Genomic DNA, 16,044 nt, shown 5'->3' with positions numbered 1-16,044 from the left:
ACTAATCACTAATGAAAAAAGAGATCCTAGCTAAACTCCCTTACGGCAAATCTTTTCTATTTGTTGATGAGTTGCTGCATGTTGACGAAAACGGCGTAATCGGGACATATACCTATCCTGAAAACCTTCCATTTTACGAGGGTCATTTTAAAGACCGTCCGGTAACGCCCGCGGTGATCCTCACTGAAACCATGGCACAGATTGGATTGGTCTGTTTAGGCATTTACCTGTTAAAAGATATTGATCAAAATATATCCATCGCCATGACCTCAAACGCTATTGACTTTTTAAAACCGGTTTATCCTGGTGAACAGGTTACAGTAACCAGTGAGAAAGTGTATTTTAGGTTTAATAAACTGAGTTGCAAAGTAAAAATGGAAAATGCAGCAGGCGAAATGATTTGCAAAGGCAGCATTTCGGGCATGTTAATATCAAAAAAAAATGGGTAACAGAGTAGTAATTACCGGTTTAGGCGTATGCGCACCCAATGGCGCTACCATTGATGAGTTTTCGGATGCCATAAAAAAAGGGCTTTCAGGCATCCGCCATCAGCCCGATCTGGAAGCCTTAAACTTCTCTTGTCAGATAGCAGGCAAGCCAGTACTTAGCGAAGAGCAGATCAGCCAATATTTTACACCGCTTGAATTACGAAACCTAAACAGTACAGGAATTATATATGGTGTTATTGCTGGATTGGATGCCTGGAAAGATGCGGGCTTAACCATCGAAAATAATGAAGAGCCCGACTGGGACAGCGGTACTATTTTCGGAGCAGGCACTTCTGGTATAGATAAATTTAGATGGGCAATTAATAAAATAGATGCGCTTGAAATCAAAAAATTAGGAAGCTCTGTAGTGATACAAACCATGGCCAGCGGCGTAAGTGCATTTATCAGTGGCAAGCTCGGCTTGGGAAATCAGGTAAGCACCAATTCATCTGCCTGTGCAACAGGAGCAGAAAGCATATTGCTGGCTTACGAAAGGATTAAAGCAGGTCAGGCTACAAGAATGCTAGCAGGAAGTACAAGCGATAGCGGCCCTTACATTTGGGGCGGTTTTGATGCCATGAAAGTTTGCACCTTTAAACACAATGATGAACCGGAAAAAGGTAGCCGCCCTATGAGTGAAACGGCAAGTGGCTTTGTACCTGGAAGCGGCGCGGGTGCTTTGTTATTAGAATCGCTCGAAAGTGCAGTGGCTAGAAAAGCCAAAATATATGGCGAAGTGCTCGGCGGTCACATCAATTCTGGCGGTCAGCGGGGCTTAGGTACTATGACTGCACCAAATCCTACCGCTGTACAGCGATGTATCCAAACAGCATTAAAAAATGCGGGTATTGAAGCCCAGGAAATCGATGTGATTAATGGCCATCTTACCGCGACAACCAAAGATGCTCTGGAAATAGAAAACTGGAAAGCAGCACTAGAACTACCTGCTGATGATTTTCCGTACATAAATTCTATAAAAGGTATGATTGGCCATTGTATTGCTGCATCAGGGAGTATAGAATGCGTGGCCTCGATGCTTGAGCTTTCAGAAGGATTTATTTTTCCCAATATTAATTGCGAAGACCTAAGCCCTGAGATTACCGCTTTAATTGATGCGAAATGCATTCCGCAAACTTTAATTCAACAACCAATTAATATCTTAGCTAAAGCCAGTTTTGGTTTTGGTGATATTAACGTCTGCATTATTTTTAAAAAATATACCCATGAATAAAGAAGAGATCATTGAAGCCTTAAAAACAATAGTTGAACCTTATAGCGAGGAGGTATCAGCATTGGCACATATTGACGAAAACACCGATTTTATAAACGATTTAAAAATAAATTCGGCCAACCTGGTTGATATTGTTTTAGATATTGAAGAGAAATTCAACATCGAAATAGACAACGATTCGATGGCTAAAATGCTTACAGTAAAAGCGACCACAGAAATTATAACTCAAAAACTGGAAGCGCATGCTGGGTAACGATATCGTTGATCTGGATCTGGCTAAAATCCAAAGTAACTGGAGGCGTAAAAATTATCTCGATAAAATTTTCACCACCGAAGAACAGTTACTGATTTCATCAGCAAAAAGACCTGATGAAATGGTATGGCTGTTATGGAGCATGAAAGAATCGGCTTATAAAATTTATAACCGTAAAACCGGAATCAGAAATTTCGCCCCTAAAAGTTTAAATTGCACTATTTATCCAAACATCGATCAGATAAAAGGCATAGTAAGTATTGACAACAATACATATTTCACTAAAAGTGATATACAGCTACAATATATTCATACCATTGCTGCCCCTGTTTGTAGTGCGCTAGAAGAAATTATGGTAACCATTTACGAATCACCAAATCATCCAAGTGATTATAAATGCACTAAACCAGGTTGTGTAAGCCACCACGGACGATATTTGGCTTTGGCTTATAATTGATTATATCGCTTTAATGAATGGATAAAAAGATCTGCAAGACTAAAAAAAGCTATGTGCCGATATTTCGTGCTTAATTTTAAATTCACTCAATTCATCACAATTCCCTGTTTGTTCGAGGTACTTTTCTAACCCACACTTATTGGCATCAAAATTCCATTTATTTGTCTCATCACCTATGTGGCGGAACAGGAATATTTCATCGTTTGTTGAATAAGAATTTCTGCCAATAACTTGTTTAGCACTTATAGACCCAGAAAAGAGTTCATTGTTCCGGTAAGAATAATCGTAAAACAAATAATGTTTTTTATTTACATATTGTTCATAGTACTGAGCTTGTTTCAATGAATTAGTCTTCTTATCTAAAATCCATAGGTAAGAAACCACAAGCTTTTCATTAAGAGAAAGATTCCCTTTAACCTTAATAATCGTATTAAGGCTATCAGATTGAATACTTTCTTCTGTAATATTGAGTTTTAGGAGTTCGTGGAAATGATTAGGCAATAATCCCAAACGTAATTTAATTTGAGGATTACTCCCGTAAGTTACCTTCGGACGGCTATTTGAGTTAATCGGATTACAAGAGTAATCGACATTTAATTTTACTTTTTTACTGCTACCAGCGACAATAAGATCTTTTAAATCAGGACAATTCAGGTTTAATAATCCTTCATTTAACAAGATAACATTTTCGTTATTTCGAACAACAGACTGCCTCAAAAAAATCTTCGCGTTAAAAGCATTTGGATTTAATTGTAGAAAAGATGCATTCAATAATGAATCAATTGTTTTTCTTTTGTTAAAATTTATTTGAACATCATTTAACTGAAATGTCTTTGCTGCTAAGTTTATATTTTTCGCAAGTGAATCAGTCAAAACAAGAATAGAAACTTCATAAAAAGGAAAGGTTACCTTCAACGTATCACCCAATTTTGCACTGGTTTCAAAATAACCAGATGCATCACTATTGCCAACATGTTTGCTGGAAATTATTATTGAGGCGCCTATTAAAGGTTCTTTACCATCAAAAACATGTCCAGTAAGGTAAAATGTTTGCGCATCAACATTACCAGAGAATATAAAAAACAAAGTCGCTAAAAAAACATTTTTAGCGTTACATATATAGTTAAACATAAGATGGTTTGTAAGAGGGAATAAAAAGAGCAGGGCAAATACCTGCTCTTTTCGCTTAATTATTTTCCATGTGCTCCGTCTGAGCCCAAAGTAAGGCCAATATTATCCTGTAACCAATGATAAGCATCATCCAAAGCATTACCAACTGCTTCGAATGCTCTGCTAAACCAGCTTCCACCATCAATTGATTTCATTTCTGTTAAAGATAATTCTTCAACCTCATATTTTTTTAGATTTTTCATATTGTAATTTTTAATTGGTTTTAGGCATGCCATTTAGGCCATCGGGTTTATTTTAGTTATTTAAAGGTTTGAGGTGGGATCAGTACCTACCACATCGGTAACAATTTCGTGCACTACATCCAAAACAAATTCTTTTATCGAATTCCACGCCCTGCCAATCCAGCTACCTCCTTCAACAAGAGATATTTCTGAGAGGCTCATCTCCTGAACATTGAAATGCTCTAGATTTAATTTTTTCACAATTTAGATTTTATTTAATTCACCTACTCTTTAAAGGCTTTTCGGTTTACGCCTTTTGTTGCAACACTACTAAATTACTTTTGCCCACTCTACAAAAAAAGGAGTGGATAATTTTGCTGATAAAAAACCCCAGCATTTATATTCATTAACTCCTGTGGTTTCAAAACCGTAAAATCGGCTCTAATATTTACTTCAAATGCTTGGGTATAATAATATGTTTGTAACTGTCGCGAGTATTCTATTGGAGCCCCCATTAGTTTCAACTCATCTAACACCACGTATAGTCTCGAGGTTGAAATTGATAACCTTCTTGCTAAATTTTCAGGAGCACCTGTACGACTTTCTTTTATCAGTTTATGGATGATTTTAATGCGATCGATGTATTCTAATAGTTTCATAATAAGACTTTGGATAATTAAATGCTATCTCTTACAAATTCAAGTGAGGGGGTTATTAAACTTGTTAGGTCCTCATCACCAAATTGCTGTTTCCATAAATTGGCGTAATGGCCATTTGCAATCATCATTTCAGTATGGCTCCCCTCTTCTACAACCTTTCCTTTATCTAATACAATAATCTGATCAGCTTTTCTAATCGTAGGTAACCGATGCGCAATGATGATGATTGTTTTCTTTTGCATTCTCAACAAGTCTATTGTTCGCTGCACATACTGCTCCGAAGCCGAATCTAGAGAGGAAGTGGCTTCATCCAGAATTAAAATTTCAGGATTACGGTACAGTGCCCTTGCTATTGCAATCCTTTGTTTCTGTCCGCCTGATAAAGAGGCTCCGTTTTCTCCTAAATATGTCTGAAAACCTTCTGGCAGAGCTTCAATAAAATCGATAATCCCTAGTTGTGTACAAATACTAATAATCTGTTGCATATTTGGCTCATAATCGCCAATGGCAATATTTTCGATTACATTTCCTGCAAAAAGGTCAATTTTTTGCGGCACAACGCTTAGTAAATTTCTTAAAGAGGCATTGTTCAAATACTTAAGCGCATGATTACCAATAAAAATATTGCCCGATTGTATGGGATAAATATTTTGAAGTAATGACATTAAGGTAGACTTCCCAGATCCGCTCTCTCCTACAATTGCGGTAAAACTTCCAGCCTTAATTTTTAGGTTTAAATCATCAAACACATTTACACGACTGCCATATCTAAAGGCTACATGTTCAAACCTGATATCGCCCATTAATTCTTTCGTAAGGAAAATGCTCGATGAATTTTGTTCAATCTCCAGGTCCATAATTTCGAATAAACGATCGGAGGCGATCATTGCATCCTGGATAGATTTATTTGCTCCAATTAAGGAAGTAGCAGGACCAGTAAAATAACCAATAAGGGTATAGAAAGAAAACAATTCCCCAGGGGTAATTTCGCCATCTAAAACATAACCTGCACCCACCCAAAGCAAGATGATAGTGAGCATACGGGCAATAACCTCAGTTGATGTTCCAGAGAAAACAGAGTTTAATCCTGATTTATAAATTGTTCTGAGCAGGCCAATAAAATGAGCTTCTGTTTTTTCGTTGGTAAACCTTTCAAGGCCAAATCTTTTAATTGTGGCTACATTATTTAAGCCCTCCACCAATTGCGATTCCAACTCGGCCGATTCCTCCATCAACTTGCGCTGCATTTTCTTGTTCAGTTTATTGCTGATGAAATAAATCAATAAATACAATGGAATTACAGCCAACATCATTAAAGCGAGTTTCCAATAGTAACTGAACATTAAAATAAAAGAGAATACAACAATAAAGCCGTTTACAACAAGGTTAATGGAAACATCGTTGATAAAAGCCCTTATTTTAACGGCATCGTTTACCCTTGAGATAATTTCGCCCACCCGCATGGTATCGAAAAACTGCTGAGGCAGTTTTAAGAGGTGTTTGTAGTAGCCCAATATCAATCGGGCATCTATCTGCTGGCCCGTGCGGATCGTAAAAATAGTTTTAGCCGTTCCAATAAATAATTGCAGCGCTAAAATTGCCACCATCATTAAGCTCATTAAATTAAGCAGGTTCCGATTACCTTCTACCAGAACATGGTCGGTTATTTTTTGAACAAAAACTGAGGTAGATAGTCCAAGAATGGTATAAATCAAAGCACCAAAAAGTGCCTGCGTTACAATACTTTTATGCGGTTTAATCAGGTTCCAAAAACGGCTTCTGGTATCAATCTTTTCATTGCCTTGCTTAAAACCCTCATCAGGTAACAACAGAACCAGTACGCCTGTCCATTCGCTTGTAAATCCATCAAAAGTTTTACGGTGTTTTTTCCCATCGCCCGGGTCCATTACTTCAATGTATTTATCGGTTACTTTATAAATAACTACATAATGCTGCAATTGCTTCCTTACCACCACATGCGCAATGGCTGGCAATGGAATTTTAGAAAGACTATCTAAACTGCCCTTTACGCCTTTTGCTTCAAAACCCAGTTTATTTGCAGCCTCTATCAAACCTAAAACATTGGTTCCTTTTTGATCGGTGCTGGCCAATTGGCGGATGCGCGCAACGGGCATCTTTAATTTATAAAATGCAGCTATAGATGCCAAACAAGCGGCGCCACAATCGGTAATATCGCGTTGTTTTATTAGTGTAGACATTAGAAGGGAGATGTGAGATTTGAGACTGGTGATGTGAGATTTGAAAATTTTCTGCTTTGGTCTTTTAGCTTTTAACTCCGTTTGGATTTAACCAATCGTCAACTTTATCATAAAGCAATTGATACAAGTTTCGTTTTGCAATAGTAAAGTGTGCGTTAAAGGTCATCCCCTTCTTTACTTGTCCTCTATAACCGTTTTTTAACTTTAAATAATCCCGGTCTAATTTACACTTCACTTTAAAATAAGGGCTTTGGTTAATCAATATAATATCGTCAGAAATGTCGGCTACTACACCAGCAAGCAAACCCCATTGGTTATAGTTAAAAGCATCGACCTGAAACCTGACGGTTTGGCCAGCTTTAATTAAACCGATATCAGCAGGTTTAATATAACAGATGGCCAGCAAAGCACTATCAGGCGATATCTCACCAATTTTCTGATTGGCGGTAATGAACGAACCCAATTGTAAACCTGATAGATTTTGCACCGTTCCGGATACCCCTGCGGTTAAATGATATAATTTCTCCTGCTCGGTTAGCTGGATTTTCTGACTATCGAGATCTTTTAATTCTTTTCTATATTGATTAGATTCTGTTTGCCACTGTGTTTTGTACTTTTTAGCCACTAAATTATAATCAGAAAGCGCCTGATCGTAATTAAACTTATATTGCTCATACTCTGCTTCGGTAACAACCTTTTTGGTATACAATGTTTCATACCTTTTATAAATTTTGTATGCCTGTTCGCGTGCGTTTAGTGCATTCTGAATCTGCTCCGCGTATTGTTGCCAGCTTGCCGCGTACAGGCCGGTTTGCAATGCAGGTGTCACTGCATTGCTTAAGTCGACCAGTTTTAAAACGAGGAGCGCATCATTTAATAAATTTTTTAATTCACCAGAACGATTATTCAAAATCAAATTTTGTGTTGCAGGTATAGTAGGGTCTATATTTAAAAGGAGTTGTCCTTTTTTTATTTTTTTGTTATCGGTTAAATTAATCAGGGTAATTTTCCCAGCCACAGGTGCCAGCAGTTCTGTTCTTTCGATATTACTCTGCAAAGAACCATTCCCCTTAACGCTTACTGTTGTATAAATAAAAGGTAGGGCAGCTAAAGCCGCAATAATGAATAGTATGGTGGCAGAATAAATAATTTGTGTCCGTACCTTGGTATGGTGTAAAAAAATGATGGAATTATCTTCAAAATTGGCGTCTTCTATAAAAGGCATAATCATCAATTGGCTGGTTAAGGCCAAGTTTGTAATTATTAAATTATACAAGAAAAAAGATACACGAAAAGGGGGATTGTAGGGATGAAACTGTTTTTAATCTTTATAAAATAAAAAAAACCGATAGATGCATCAATATGCATTATCGGTTCTCGATATTTCAAGCGTACCTGGCTTTCTAGGAATTAATTTATTTCATATTTAATTAAACACAACTTGTTTTTGCTCAAATTGCAGTTTAGATTAATTTAAGGTGATTAACGTTATTTAGACAAATCAACACCTACATTTTTACCATTAGGGTTTCCATCATTTCTGCCAATTTTATATGCAACCATCATGGCACTAAACAAGAGTAAAAACAAGATCAACTTAACCCAATTATTTTTTAGTGTTTTCATGGTGATATGTGGTATGAGCATCACTTATTTCCTTCTTATGGAGATTAAAATCTTTAGCAATACTACGTCCAAAAGATTCTGTTATTTCACCTAAGAATAGAACAGATAAAAGGATACCCCATATTGTAGAGAGTGTTTTTATTTTTTTTTCAGAATTGTTATTCATATTGCTTTAATGAAGGTTAATTGTAAGAATCCTTTTTATAGGCTCTTCCTTTAATTCTATTCATAAGACTAGTTAAAGCTAATTTCATAATATAGACTACCTAGCTCTTTACCGAAAAATAACCGGTAAAAATTAAGACAGAGTGATAAGAAATAGTACAAAGAAATAAAGTCTGTCTTCTTTTTTTATTGAGTAATCCATAGTATTAAATTATATCAGTTATAAATTTATACCCAAAAATCAATGGGTAATTATATAAATTACCCATTGATTAATTAACCTTTTACAGTAGGTATAAAAGTTATCTGGCACATCTATTATTGTTCAATTTACTTACTATGTAAAAAAGAATTATACATTTTTCTACCATAATCTTCACCCTTTTGCCATGTTGCGAAACAAATAAATGTAATTATTGCAACTACCAACAAAGTCTTATATTCTGACTTATTATTGTATTTATTCATAAATATTTGATAAAATTTTCAAAAACAATTCTTATTCAAATACTATCCATACAAATGCATCTTATATTATAGATAGTTTACTCGTAAATATACAGAATTAAGTGAAAACTTGCTTCAGTAAACGATTATTTGTGCTTTGTAGATTCATCCCAGTACCCATAAGCTACAGCTGCAATAAATATTAAAGGTACTAATCCAAATCCACCATTGATTTCGGATTGCTCTTCTGTTGTTAGTTCAACTATCATCATGATTAATGTAATTGATTATACAACGTTCTGCCCATTTTCTCTCCAAGGAACCATGCTCCTCCACAAACTGCTACTCCCGCTGCAATAATTGCAGGAATAATGCCGCCATTAATTTTTTTCATTTCCTTAGCGCCCAATTCCTGAACGCCAAAATTTTCTAATGCTAATTTTTTCATTTCGTTTAATTTAAATTTTATTGCTTACTCGTTAAAGGCTTTTCAGGTTTTGCCTATGTTGGCCTAACATGAAACAAGTATTGGACATTAAATTTCAATCAAAAAAAAAGATACACTAAAGGGCATTTAATAAGGACGAAAAGAGGTTATAACAGCTGAATAGCCAATATTGAATGAAACTGGCGCTACCCCAGATATTACATTTCATACGCAAAATATAAGACAAATATGTATTTTAAAATAGTTTATCCTTTAAGTATAAATATCGACTATAATTGTAACTGAAAACTATGAAAAAAAATATCTTCTACTTATTGCTCCTATTTCCATTTTACAATTTACAAGCGCAAAACTGCAATTGTGGTGATAACTTCAGCTATCTTACCAATAGAATAACAAAAAATTATGTTGGTTATGCTGATAAAGTAACGCCCGCAAATAGTCAGCACTTTAAAAAATTTACTGACAGTCTGCAACAGGTAGCCAATCAGGCCAATTCATACAAATGTTTAAGTTTGTGCCGGGAGTGGTTAAGTTTTTTTAAAGACAAGCACGTTGATTTCGGTATGGATTTCGGCAAACTTAACCCCGATTCCGTAAGGATATTTTTTGCGAATGAAGAGAAAACAAGCTGGACAGAAAATACTTTTAAATCTTATTTACAGCAAAATAAGACAACATTAGATAGTATAGAGGGAATCTGGAATTATGGGATATACGAAATCGGGATCGTTAAAGACCAGACAAAAACAGCTACTGAATTTATTGGTTTTGTAATGAAAGCAGATAGCTCACGGTGGATGCCACAGCAAATAAAACTTAAAATTAGGGAAACGGATAATCAATATCAAACCATCTTTTTTAATGGTGGCGATCATTCTGTTAACTATCCCAAATTGAATATACGAAAAGACCTTTTAGATTTTGGCTTTTTTGGGCAATGGAAAAGAGGAGAGAAAAAAACAAAAACAGTATACCCGCCCAAATTTACTGCCCCCGATTTAATGTCAAGTTTTAAAGTTTTGGACAATCAGACTTCCTTATTAACGCTTCCATCTTTTGATTCTAAATATAAACTAAGGATAGACAGTCTGGTTGCCAGTAATAAAGATAATTTGGAACATACAGAACATTTGATTGTTGACGTACGCGATAACCCAGGAGGATCGACCCATTGCTTTGAAAAACTCATTCCATATTTATATACCAACCCGATCCATGTTGATGGTGGTTTAGTGCTAGCAACAGCAGATAATATCCGTGATTGTTATGAAAAGGATTATCCATATGCAACGGCAGCTTCGAAAAGAACCATGAAACGGAACAATAAAAAATTAAGGGCACATATGGGTGAATTATACCAGCTTTATAATGGAAATACCATAAAGCGCTCAAAGGTTTTAAAGAATCCTTCGCGCATTTCTATTTTAATTAATGGAAGCACAGCAAGTAGTGGAGAGCTTTTTATTTTAAGAGCAGAACAAAGCAAAAAAGTAACCTTATTTGGTCAAAACTCTGCAGGCTGTGTAGATTACGGCGAAATGGTAATTATACATCTGCCTTGCAATGTTTTTAATCTGGTTTACCCTGCAGCAAAATCTTTTCATGCTGTAAAGCGCCCTCTTGATAATATTGGCATTACACCTCAGGTAAAAATCGGAGACAATGTGACAGATTGGATTGAGTTTGTTAAAAAGTATAAAAACTAAATATAAGTTTAAACTTATACCATACAATCCACTGGTTTCGTATATACAAACAGCTATTTGGTGTATATATTTTGGCTTTTACATTAAAAAAAAACATCTTTAAGCACATTTATTTAACTACCTAATAAAATACCTTAATGAAAAACAACAAATTAGAAAAAAAGACGGTGTTTCTTTTTAAGAAAAAAGCAATTGCAAATTTGAGTAAAGAGCAGATGAGAAAAATTAACGGAGGGAGTAATCCAACTACTGAAAACCCTGTTTCAACAGGCACCAATATTTGCAATGAGACTCTTAACCAAACTATTTCTCTTTAACTTAATTCAATTTATTCTCCAGGAAACCAATCAACTACTTTCTAGTAACTTTATTAAGTTGATAAAAAAATTATGAAAATTATATATTTATTACTTTGTCTATTTCTCTCGATTAATTGTGGGGCACAGGTTTGTAATTGTTCGGATAATTTTGAATTTATGGTGCAAAGAATTAAGAAAAACTATGTTGGCTATAATGACAAGGTTAACAAATTGAATCAAAAACAATTTGAGCATTTTACGGATAGCCTTCAAAAAATAGCAAATAAAACTGAAAGTAATAAATGTATTTCTCTTTGCAGAGAGTGGCTTGACTTTTTTAAGGACAAGCATATGACTGTTTTATTTAACGCGAATCAACCAAAAGATTCTATTATTCATTTTTTCTCAAAAGAAGCGAAAACGAATTGGACTGAAGATAAACTAAAATCTTATTTAAATAATCCTAAAAGATCTGTAGATAATATAGAAGGCATTTGGAATCATGAATCTAATATCTTCAAACTTGGTATAGTTCGCGATAGTTTAATCCATAATGAGTTTATTGGGTTCGTGATTAAAGCTGATGGAATATTTTGGTCTCCACAACAAATTAAATTCAAGGTAAAAAAAATAAATCAAGCTTATAATTTCACCTATTTTCTCGCCAGAGATCACTCAGATTACCTAGCCAAAATGGACTTACTAAAAGATACCATTAATCTAAATGAGCTTGGTAAATTCTACAAAAATACACCGCCTGAGCATAGATCTCAGCTGGGAATAAACAATCCTAAATTTAAAAATCTTGATGACAAAACAAGTCTTTTAACTATCCCTAGTTTTTCCATTGAGCTTAAAAAGGAGACAGATAGTTTGATGATTAAAAATGCTTCAGTACTACAAAATACCGAGCATTTAATTATCGATGTAAGAAATAATGCTGGCGGAGCTGCAAGTGCTTTCGGAGAAATACTACCTTACCTGTATACCAATCCAATTTTAACAGAGGAAGCACAGGTGTTAGCCACAGATGATAATATTAAAGATGGATATGAACGAATTATAAACTTAACTTCTGGCGATATAAAGGAAAGTTATATAAAAAAAGTAGCTAACCTAAAAGCACATCGTGGCGAAATGTATCTGCTTTACCGTGCTGATACTATCAAGTACAACTCTATATTAAAAAATCCTCAGCGTGTATCCATTTTAATGAACAAAAAATCGGTTAGTAGTGCAGAACTCTTTATTTTACAAGCTAAACAGAGCAAAAAAGTTAAACTTTATGGCACCAATAGTTCAGGTTCCATTAACTACCTCGAACGCGTAGAAACCCAAATGCCTTGTAATTTTTTCACACTAGTTTATCCACCGGCAAGATTACTTATCGCGAACAAAGAAAAAGCCAATATTGGTATTAAACCCGATGTAGAAATACCTGCAAATGTTAAGGACTGGATAAAATTTGTTAAAGATTATAAATTGTAAATTTTGCTTTTACTCAAAAAACATAAAGTACTGTTATACCATATCTACTTTTGGGTAGCTTTTACAGCTTTAAACATAATTTTGCGCTTTTCAAGAAATCCAAATTATGTGGCTAATGTATGGGAAAACTTGCTTACCGATATTTTAATATTAAACATTCCAACATTATACGGATTCTATATAAGTTGGTATGCTTATTCCAAATTTTTAGAACCAATTAAAGTAACCAAATTAATTGTATCTATAATTTTAATATTTATTACCTATACAATAGTTTGGTATGTGGTAGATTACTGGATACTGCCGCAGCTTGGCAAAGATTACACGCCAACATCAGAATTTATATTCTGGCAATTTATTGCAGTTATATTTTATATTTTTATTGAGTGTAACATTGTGGCATTCGGATTTCAATATTTCAAAAAAACGCTCAAGCATCAAAAGCGCTTAAGGCAAATACAAAACGAAAAATTAGAAATTGAATATGCTTTTTTAAGGGCTCAGATAAATCCACACTTTTTAAACAATACTTTAAACTTTTTTTACGCTAAATCATTGCCACTGTCCGAAGAATTGTCAAACGGAATAATGACATTATCAGAGATTATGCGCTATTCACTACAAATAGATCAAAATAATCAGTTGATGCCCTTAACGGACGAAATAGAACATGCAAGAAACATCATCAATATCAATCAATTACGTTTTAACAATCGTTTGTGTATAGATCTAAATGTTGAAGGGGATGCACAAAATGCTACAATTGTCCCCCTAACCTTGGTTACCCTACTTGAGAACATTTTGAAACATGGAGATTGCATTAATCAAGACGCTGGCGCTCTGATTAGTTTGAAAATTGAGGAAGATAAAACCCTCATAATAAAAACTTTTAATAAAAAATATAGTAAACAAAATAAATCCTCTAATGGAACAAGTCTCGAAAATTTACAAAAAAGACTTAAAAGTTATTATGGGGCTTATTTTAAATTAAGTATAAATAATCAGGATGATTTTTATGCACTTAGCTTAACCCTACCCAATAAATATAAAACGCGTTAAATAATTTAATTATCACAATTAATTATAAAATGATAACCAAGTTAGAATTTCTCAAAAAGCACCGATTAATCATCTATCATATAAGCTTGTGGTTAGGATATATTGTGCTGACTATTCTAGCGGGTCTTTTCAAGTCACCTAAAGCTTATTCAACAGGCATCCTTTATTTCTTCTTTACTTACTTGCCCGATATATATGCCTTTTATTTATGTTGGTATATTTATTCCCTCTATACCTATCCTTTAAAAGCGTGGCGATTAATTATTGGTTTAATTTTTGCACATGCTTCTTATGCTGTTTTTTGGTACATTACTGGCTATTACATCAGGCCTTTTGTTTGGCCAGATGGGCCTACACCAAGGGCGTTTCAATTCTTCGATTTTATCACTTTAAATCTATACAAGTTTATTAAATATGCCCTTTTATCCTTTAGTTTATTTTATTTCCGCCAATCCATTAAACGAGAAAAAGAGTTAAAAATAATTGAAAAAGAAAAGTTTGATACTGAAAATGCTTTTCTCCGTGCACAGATTAATCCTCACTTTTTAAATAATACGCTGAATTTCTTTTTTGCAAAGTCTTTACCCTTATCACAAGAGCTTGCCGATGGCATTATGACACTCAGTAAAATCATGCGCTATTCCCTGGAAATGGATAAAGATGACCGCATGACATTAATAGAAGAGGAAATTGAGCATATTAAAAATGTAATTAAAATTAATCAGCTTCGTTTCAATAACAAGTTACAGATCGATTTTAGTGTGAATGGAAATACCGATAATGTAAGATTGATTCCATTAATTCTAATTACTGTTGTAGAGAATATCTTAAAACATGGCAATTGTACAGATAATTTGCATCCTGTTAAAATAGCCTTAAGCATTAACGAAACCGACCATCATATTCGTTTAAGCACTTGGAACAAAAAGAAAAAAGGGCCTAAAGAGCTCTCGAGTGGTATAGGTATGGAAAACATAAAAAAAAGACTCGCAAATCATTACAAAAAAGGGGTTGCGTTAAACATTAATGAAACCGAGATTGATTACAGCCTTGAATTAACTTTGCCTTACAATAAGGTTACCGATCACCAAGAAAAACCATCATCATCTGACAATTTAGGCTTTTTGGAACATTTCAAGATACCACAAATTAAACCTCAACCATACGCCTCATGATTAATTGCATTATTGTTGATGACGAAGATCATGCCATTGAAGTAATACAACATTACCTGAAATCTGTTGCCGCAATACAGATCGCCGCAACATTCACCAATCCGATTGATGCCCTGAGTTTTTTAAGCAGTAACCCGGTAGATCTCATTTTTTTGGATATTCATATGCCAGAGATATCGGGCATTGATTTCATCCAAACGATGAACAACAAAGATGTGCAGGTGATACTTACCACTGCCTATAAAGAGTTTGCCACTGCAGGCTTTGATCTTGATGTGGTTGATTATTTAGTTAAGCCTATTCCTTTGCCCCGTTTTTTACAAGCCATAAACAAGGCTCAAAAGATTATTAACACTAAAAAAAACAGCGCACCTGTGAACCAGCAGGATGATGATTATTTCATGGTTAAAACAGAGGCTAAAGGTAAAATGCTAAAAATTAATATTGCCGAAATTGATTTTGTTGAAGGCATGAAAAATTATATTGCTTTTCACCATAATGGAATTAGAACGCTTGCGCTTCTAACCATGAAAGATGTAGAGGAAAGATTGCCCAAAGCGCAATTTATCCGTGTGCAGAAATCGTTTATAGTGGCGCTTAATAAAATCATCTCCATTGATGGAAACAGGATTATTCTAAAAGGTATTTCTGCAGAAATATTGATAGGAGAAACTTATCGCAAAGATTTTTTAGACATGATGAAGCAAAAGCTGATTTCGTAGCTAGTTGCCTATCCACAGGCCTATTTAACCGCGAAGAGCGCATAAAAGGGACGCAAAGCACACGAAGAAACTATAGCGCACCACAGGCTATACATTAAGAATTTTGCAAACTCACCGCCCTCTGCCTCCAGCTCTTCGAGGAGAGGGATTGCACACCATTTGCCAATCACATGCCTTAACAGAGTGAGGTTCTATCCCCCTATTTTACTCACTGCCGGTTCTACCTAGCCCCGCTCATATCTTTACC

19 protein-coding genes are annotated in these 16,044 nt (G+C 34.8%); 10 read left to right on the top strand and 9 right to left on the bottom strand.

The window, feature by feature from the left end:
- Positions 1 to 11: 11 nt before the first annotated feature.
- Genes J7E57_RS20305 through J7E57_RS20290 form a run of 4 tightly spaced genes read left to right on the top strand, consistent with a single transcriptional unit; the run spans position 12 to position 2,429 of the window.
- Complete coding sequence (locus J7E57_RS20305; protein WP_215125439.1) at positions 12 to 449, top strand: 3-hydroxyacyl-ACP dehydratase FabZ family protein; 438 nt, start codon at positions 12 to 14, stop codon at positions 447 to 449.
- Positions 442 to 1,719, top strand: coding sequence for a beta-ketoacyl-[acyl-carrier-protein] synthase family protein (locus J7E57_RS20300; RefSeq protein ID WP_215125438.1), 1,278 nt, complete (start codon positions 442 to 444; stop codon positions 1,717 to 1,719). Before J7E57_RS20305 ends, J7E57_RS20300 begins: the two co-directional genes overlap by 8 nt.
- On the top strand, positions 1,712 to 1,972 hold the full coding sequence (locus J7E57_RS20295; protein WP_215125437.1) for an acyl carrier protein: 261 nt from the start codon (positions 1,712 to 1,714) through the stop codon (positions 1,970 to 1,972). The genes J7E57_RS20300 and J7E57_RS20295 overlap by 8 nt, the downstream gene beginning before the upstream one ends.
- Complete coding sequence (locus J7E57_RS20290; protein WP_215125436.1) at positions 1,962 to 2,429, top strand: 4'-phosphopantetheinyl transferase superfamily protein; 468 nt, start codon at positions 1,962 to 1,964, stop codon at positions 2,427 to 2,429. Before J7E57_RS20295 ends, J7E57_RS20290 begins: the two co-directional genes overlap by 11 nt.
- A gap of 39 nt (positions 2,430 to 2,468) precedes the next feature.
- On the opposite strand, the gene J7E57_RS20285 is transcribed toward J7E57_RS20290, so the two are convergent.
- The 9 genes from J7E57_RS20285 to J7E57_RS20250 form a co-directional block, all read right to left on the bottom strand.
- On the bottom strand, positions 2,469 to 3,560 hold the full coding sequence (locus J7E57_RS20285) for a carboxypeptidase-like regulatory domain-containing protein (protein WP_215125435.1): 1,092 nt from the start codon (positions 3,558 to 3,560) through the stop codon (positions 2,469 to 2,471).
- Between the two features lie 59 nt (positions 3,561 to 3,619).
- Complete coding sequence (locus J7E57_RS20280) at positions 3,620 to 3,802, bottom strand: hypothetical protein (protein ID WP_121283822.1); 183 nt, start codon at positions 3,800 to 3,802, stop codon at positions 3,620 to 3,622.
- 60 nt (positions 3,803 to 3,862) lie between these two features.
- The gene (locus tag J7E57_RS20275) at positions 3,863 to 4,042 is read right to left on the bottom strand and encodes a hypothetical protein (protein ID WP_215125434.1); all 180 of its coding nucleotides are present in this window, start codon (positions 4,040 to 4,042) and stop codon (positions 3,863 to 3,865) included.
- Positions 4,043 to 4,131: 89 nt separating this feature from the next.
- Positions 4,132 to 4,440 (bottom strand): hypothetical protein, encoded by a 309-nt coding sequence (locus J7E57_RS20270; protein WP_215125433.1) that lies wholly within the window; start codon positions 4,438 to 4,440, stop codon positions 4,132 to 4,134.
- A gap of 17 nt (positions 4,441 to 4,457) precedes the next feature.
- Positions 4,458 to 6,659 carry a peptidase domain-containing ABC transporter gene (locus J7E57_RS20265; RefSeq protein ID WP_215125432.1) on the bottom strand — a complete coding sequence of 734 codons (2,202 nt, stop codon included), beginning with the start codon at positions 6,657 to 6,659 and terminating at the stop codon, positions 4,458 to 4,460.
- 64 nt (positions 6,660 to 6,723) lie between these two features.
- Positions 6,724 to 7,884, bottom strand: coding sequence for an HlyD family secretion protein (locus J7E57_RS20260; RefSeq protein ID WP_215125431.1), 1,161 nt, complete (start codon positions 7,882 to 7,884; stop codon positions 6,724 to 6,726).
- A 263-nt stretch (positions 7,885 to 8,147) separates the two neighbouring features.
- Positions 8,148 to 8,285, bottom strand: coding sequence for a hypothetical protein (locus J7E57_RS20255; protein ID WP_215125430.1), 138 nt, complete (start codon positions 8,283 to 8,285; stop codon positions 8,148 to 8,150).
- A 758-nt stretch (positions 8,286 to 9,043) separates the two neighbouring features.
- Positions 9,044 to 9,169: a hypothetical protein gene (locus J7E57_RS27290; protein ID WP_262897871.1), complete on the bottom strand. Its 126-nt coding sequence runs from the start codon at positions 9,167 to 9,169 to the stop codon at positions 9,044 to 9,046.
- 2 nt (positions 9,170 to 9,171) lie between these two features.
- Positions 9,172 to 9,345: a class IIb bacteriocin, lactobin A/cerein 7B family gene (locus J7E57_RS20250; protein WP_215125429.1), complete on the bottom strand. Its 174-nt coding sequence runs from the start codon at positions 9,343 to 9,345 to the stop codon at positions 9,172 to 9,174.
- Between the two features lie 290 nt (positions 9,346 to 9,635).
- On the opposite strand from J7E57_RS20250, the gene J7E57_RS20245 reads away from it, so the two are divergent.
- The 6 genes from J7E57_RS20245 to J7E57_RS20220 all read left to right on the top strand — a co-directional run bounded on the left by J7E57_RS20245 (position 9,636) and on the right by J7E57_RS20220 (position 15,797).
- Entirely contained in the window at positions 9,636 to 11,054 is a 1,419-nt protein-coding gene (locus tag J7E57_RS20245; RefSeq protein ID WP_215125428.1) for a S41 family peptidase, read from the top strand.
- A gap of 137 nt (positions 11,055 to 11,191) precedes the next feature.
- On the top strand, positions 11,192 to 11,371 hold the full coding sequence (locus J7E57_RS20240) for a hypothetical protein (RefSeq protein WP_215125427.1): 180 nt from the start codon (positions 11,192 to 11,194) through the stop codon (positions 11,369 to 11,371).
- A gap of 72 nt (positions 11,372 to 11,443) precedes the next feature.
- Positions 11,444 to 12,841 carry a S41 family peptidase gene (locus J7E57_RS20235; protein WP_215125426.1) on the top strand — a complete coding sequence of 466 codons (1,398 nt, stop codon included), beginning with the start codon at positions 11,444 to 11,446 and terminating at the stop codon, positions 12,839 to 12,841.
- A 3-nt stretch (positions 12,842 to 12,844) separates the two neighbouring features.
- The gene (locus tag J7E57_RS20230) at positions 12,845 to 13,900 is read left to right on the top strand and encodes a sensor histidine kinase (RefSeq protein WP_215125425.1); all 1,056 of its coding nucleotides are present in this window, start codon (positions 12,845 to 12,847) and stop codon (positions 13,898 to 13,900) included.
- Between the two features lie 86 nt (positions 13,901 to 13,986).
- Positions 13,987 to 15,075, top strand: a complete 1,089-nt coding sequence (locus J7E57_RS20225) for a sensor histidine kinase (RefSeq protein ID WP_215125424.1) — start codon at positions 13,987 to 13,989, stop codon at positions 15,073 to 15,075.
- Entirely contained in the window at positions 15,072 to 15,797 is a 726-nt protein-coding gene (locus tag J7E57_RS20220; protein ID WP_215125423.1) for a LytR/AlgR family response regulator transcription factor, read from the top strand. Before J7E57_RS20225 ends, J7E57_RS20220 begins: the two co-directional genes overlap by 4 nt.
- The last annotated feature ends 247 nt before the right edge of the window (positions 15,798 to 16,044 follow it).

Source organism: Pedobacter sp. ISL-64 (assembly GCF_018613605.1).
GTDB lineage: Bacteria > Bacteroidota > Bacteroidia > Sphingobacteriales > Sphingobacteriaceae > Pedobacter.
Note: the sequence above shows the minus strand (reverse complement) of the source record. Positions and strands in the feature narration are given on the sequence as shown.

Coding starts and splice junctions, on each gene's coding strand:
- J7E57_RS20305 (WP_215125439.1), top strand. CDS start 12: ATGAAAAAAGAGATCCTAGCTAAACTCCCTTACGGCAAATCTTTTCTA.
- J7E57_RS20300 (WP_215125438.1), top strand. CDS start 442: ATGGGTAACAGAGTAGTAATTACCGGTTTAGGCGTATGCGCACCCAAT.
- J7E57_RS20295 (WP_215125437.1), top strand. CDS start 1,712: ATGAATAAAGAAGAGATCATTGAAGCCTTAAAAACAATAGTTGAACCT.
- J7E57_RS20290 (WP_215125436.1), top strand. CDS start 1,962: ATGCTGGGTAACGATATCGTTGATCTGGATCTGGCTAAAATCCAAAGT.
- J7E57_RS20285 (WP_215125435.1), bottom strand. CDS start 3,560: ATGTTTAACTATATATGTAACGCTAAAAATGTTTTTTTAGCGACTTTG.
- J7E57_RS20280 (WP_121283822.1), bottom strand. CDS start 3,802: ATGAAAAATCTAAAAAAATATGAGGTTGAAGAATTATCTTTAACAGAA.
- J7E57_RS20270 (WP_215125433.1), bottom strand. CDS start 4,440: ATGAAACTATTAGAATACATCGATCGCATTAAAATCATCCATAAACTG.
- J7E57_RS20265 (WP_215125432.1), bottom strand. CDS start 6,659: ATGTCTACACTAATAAAACAACGCGATATTACCGATTGTGGCGCCGCT.
- J7E57_RS20260 (WP_215125431.1), bottom strand. CDS start 7,884: ATGCCTTTTATAGAAGACGCCAATTTTGAAGATAATTCCATCATTTTT.
- J7E57_RS20255 (WP_215125430.1), bottom strand. CDS start 8,285: ATGAAAACACTAAAAAATAATTGGGTTAAGTTGATCTTGTTTTTACTC.
- J7E57_RS27290 (WP_262897871.1), bottom strand. CDS start 9,169: ATGATGATAGTTGAACTAACAACAGAAGAGCAATCCGAAATCAATGGT.
- J7E57_RS20250 (WP_215125429.1), bottom strand. CDS start 9,345: ATGAAAAAATTAGCATTAGAAAATTTTGGCGTTCAGGAATTGGGCGCT.
- J7E57_RS20245 (WP_215125428.1), top strand. CDS start 9,636: ATGAAAAAAAATATCTTCTACTTATTGCTCCTATTTCCATTTTACAAT.
- J7E57_RS20240 (WP_215125427.1), top strand. CDS start 11,192: ATGAAAAACAACAAATTAGAAAAAAAGACGGTGTTTCTTTTTAAGAAA.
- J7E57_RS20235 (WP_215125426.1), top strand. CDS start 11,444: ATGAAAATTATATATTTATTACTTTGTCTATTTCTCTCGATTAATTGT.
- J7E57_RS20220 (WP_215125423.1), top strand. CDS start 15,072: ATGATTAATTGCATTATTGTTGATGACGAAGATCATGCCATTGAAGTA.